The sequence below is a fragment of the Vibrio sp. Vb1980 genome, from assembly GCF_033338615.1.
Taxonomy (GTDB): Bacteria; Pseudomonadota; Gammaproteobacteria; order Enterobacterales; family Vibrionaceae; genus Vibrio; species Vibrio alginolyticus.
Genome location: NZ_JAWOSZ010000042.1, coordinates 1 through 3399 on the forward strand (window position 1 = coordinate 1; position 3399 = coordinate 3399).

Sequence of the window (3399 nt, forward strand, 5' to 3'; positions counted from 1 at the left end):
AACGAATTAGCTAAATCTTCCATGATTGATTATCTCCATTTCTGCGAGCGCATAACGCCCTGTTAAGGTGTGAGCAACGCAATACCGAAGCCACTGCATACCACCTTAAACACTAAAACCAACGCATAGTAAAAATGCCACGCGTTGCGAATCACTCTTAAACAGTTTGTTATAGCGCTTTGCCGTTTACAAGTGACCAATGATGAGGCATTAATTCTCGTATAGTCTTGAAAACCAATGCATTCCCTGAAGTCGTAATTGCTGCTTTGACATCCCCACCCCAATGGACGAGGCGCTCTTGGCAAACTCCGCATGGTGACAAAATTAGAAATTCATCGTTCTCGCTCTCACGACACAGGCATAATGAGTGGGTCACTCGCTCATTGAGTTTGTGAGCCTCTAAATACGCTCCCACCTCCATGCATAGTGAAAGAGCATCGTTTTTAGTATCAGGAGCAATGCTTGTTAATATTTTTCCTGACTCTGTTCTAACAGCCGCAGCTCCACCCCAACCAGAAGGATATCGCATATTTACTAGTTCTATTGCTGCTTGATAGAGCTCTTTTTCGATATTATCCATGACCATCCATATTCAATTTTATCGTGCGCTATAACGCCTTGTTAAGGTGTGAGGCACGCAATACCGAAGCTCCCGCATAACACCTTAACCGCTAAAGCCAACGCATAGTAAAAATGCCACGCGTGCCGAATCACTCTTAAACAATTTGTTATGCCTTTACTTTTTTTAAGTCTGCATGCGTTTCCTGGCTATCATATAACCACTCAGCGAAATAAAGTCCCACATGCAAATAAAGCATCCATATCGCCAAAAAAACAAATGCGATAGATGAAAATGCTACAAGAGCAAAGTTGCTGAAAAGCCAATCAACATTGATTAGTTGCGAAAATATCAAAGGAGACATAGCTATAAAAGCAAAGACAAAATATAAAACCTTGTAGAAGTTAAGTAAAAACGCACGTTTAAAAGATGATACATATTTCTGACGAAATTGAATCTTAGGATACTTAAGCTCCTGAAATGGAACAAAGTATTTACGTCCTGCTACATAACATTTCAAGGCTTTAACTGGGTTTTGAAGTGACAGTACATATTCAATTTCACTAGAATCGACATGGCTCGTTCCAGCAATAGTGTAATACCCAAGATCTTTAGCATATGGGTGTAAACCGTTACAGTCTTTTAGGAATGACTTAGCATGGTTGTACTCCGCAATCATTGCGGAACGTCTTGAAAACCTGAAATTCAAAATGCCAAGCATAGCAGCTACTAATGGGACAAACGCCGCAATAGCTTTCAATAATATGGGGATATATTCCATGCTTTCTCCTGAGGCATAACGCCGCATTAAGGGGTGAACAACGCCACCACCCTACCTAAATCATTGTGCCGTAAACACTTAAGCTAATTCAAACCAAAACTGCCAAGCGTTGTGAATCCCTCTTGAATGCTTTGTTAGTTGCCAAACCTAAAGCTTTGATTTGAAGTTAATTACCGCTTTGCCAACACTTGCTTTACGTATGTTGGAAAACTCAAATCAAGCGCAGTTTCAAAGCGTTTGTCGCTGAAACCACTTGGAACACGCAACGCCATAGAAAACGAACTGACAACACCAAAAAGACCTTTTGGAGAAACAATGCCACAAAGATGACTTTCAACAAGTAAATCGGCTTGTGAAACGGCAAATCAAACTAGGAAAAGAACGAAGCTCAATTTCCGCGAACCAAGATCCCAAAGTTCGAAGTACAAAATAGAGCAAAGCACACGTGCGATTAGACCTAAACATTCTGTTTTAGCTTCGTTTTCCTCGTTGGCAACTAACGCCCAATTAAGGTGTGAGGCACGCCATACCGGTGCTCCCGCATGTCCCTTAATCACTAAAACCACCGCATTGTAAAAATGCCACGCGTGCCGAATCGCTCTTAAATTGCTTGTTATGTTTTATTGAAACAAATTCACGTTAACTTCCTCCCTTGTGCTCCCATACTTACTTATAAAGTCTTGATATTTCTTAGGCACAAGTCGGCTATCAATTTGATTAAGCAAGTTACTATTTGGAGTCCAAATTTCATTTACATAATCTAAAGATGGATCTACTCTAATATGACCTTGAATACCAGAATATTTAATATCATATTCTTTAAGAGCCTCAATAAATATCAGCCAATTTAAGGATAAGTACTCATCTTGCATCATTGTTCCTATTTGCTTACCAAACATCATTCCTGGATTAATCTCTAAAGGGCATCGAAGAAATGTTACTGAATTTTTGACATTAACCTTAAATACTTTTTGCTGTTTCGTTTCAGGTACAACTCTGCTGTAACAATAACTTTTTGCAGAATAAATATCTTCTGTTAACCAAATGCCTTTTCCATATTTGTTCATATTTGTTTCAAAGTTGAAATCGCCATTTTCTTGACAGCACTGCCCTGAATAGAGATCTTTTCCGGATGGCAAAGTATATAAATCCAAACTACCCGCATGTTTTTTTATTTTTGCTTGGAATCCTTTTTTAATGTCTGCCTGACTTTCCATTTATAAAAACTCCTTAGATTGAGATAGATAAAACATAACGCCTTGCTAAGGTGTGAAGCACGCAATGACCAAGTCACCGCATGGCACTTCAACACGGAAACCACCGCATATTAAAAATGCCACGCGTGCTGAATCACACTTAAGCAACTTGTTAGGTGTGTAGCCACAGTTGGTAAAAGTCAGTTTCATTGTGCTTTGGATTCTTACGCACAAACTCCCAACCATGGCGCTTGTAAAAAGTAAGAGCTCTAGTGTTAGTTCGACTTACTGAAAGCACTGCACGCTTACAACCTGCTCTAAACAAAACATTTGCGATGTAATCCTGCAACTTAGGAGCTAGCCCTAAGCCACGGAAATTTGATTTTAAATAAATCAGATGCACATAACCAGTTTCAGGCTCTGGTGAAAAACTGCGAAACTCCAACTGTCCTGCGAACTGACCAGAAACAAAAATATGAATGTAGAACCACTCTGGAGTCACCAACCGCTCAATAACTCGCTCGCAATAACCACTAATGAAGTCATCGAATCCGTCATAATGACCGAAACTACAAAAGTATGCATCTTTTCTAGCATCAACGCATAGGTCTAAATCATCGATACTTATTTGCCGAAAAGCGATTTCCATATCTACCTTTTCCCTCTAGCACCTAACGCCGCGTTAAGTGGTGAACAACGCGACCACCTAACCTAAACCATTGTTCCGTAAACAATAAAGCTGATTCAAACTAAAAATGCCAAGCGTTGTGAATCCGTCTTGAACGCTTTGTATGGATAATAAGTACTCCAATCGGGTAAGGTGAGACCCAGACTTTAGCTGCAACTAAAGTTCTTCTATCTGG

Annotated in this window: 4 protein-coding genes; all 4 read right to left on the minus strand. The window is 39.9% G+C overall.

Annotation, left to right across the window (positions count from 1 at the left end):
• Positions 1 to 169 precede the first annotated feature (169 nt).
• The 4 genes from R7F64_RS23640 to R7F64_RS23655 all read right to left on the minus strand — a co-directional run bounded on the left by R7F64_RS23640 (position 170) and on the right by R7F64_RS23655 (position 3185).
• Entirely contained in the window at positions 170 to 580 is a 411-nt protein-coding gene (locus R7F64_RS23640; RefSeq protein ID WP_021033956.1) for a cytidine deaminase, read from the minus strand.
• Between the two features lie 148 nt (positions 581 to 728).
• Positions 729 to 1340: a hypothetical protein gene (locus R7F64_RS23645; RefSeq protein WP_017191332.1), complete on the minus strand. Its 612-nt coding sequence runs from the start codon at positions 1338 to 1340 to the stop codon at positions 729 to 731.
• 620 nt (positions 1341 to 1960) lie between these two features.
• Positions 1961 to 2557 (minus strand): hypothetical protein, encoded by a 597-nt coding sequence (locus tag R7F64_RS23650; RefSeq protein ID WP_318072126.1) that lies wholly within the window; start codon positions 2555 to 2557, stop codon positions 1961 to 1963.
• Between the two features lie 151 nt (positions 2558 to 2708).
• A complete protein-coding gene (locus R7F64_RS23655; protein WP_063517557.1) occupies positions 2709 to 3185 on the minus strand; it encodes a GNAT family N-acetyltransferase in 477 nt (158 codons plus the stop codon).
• Positions 3186 to 3399: the final 214 nt, after the last annotated feature.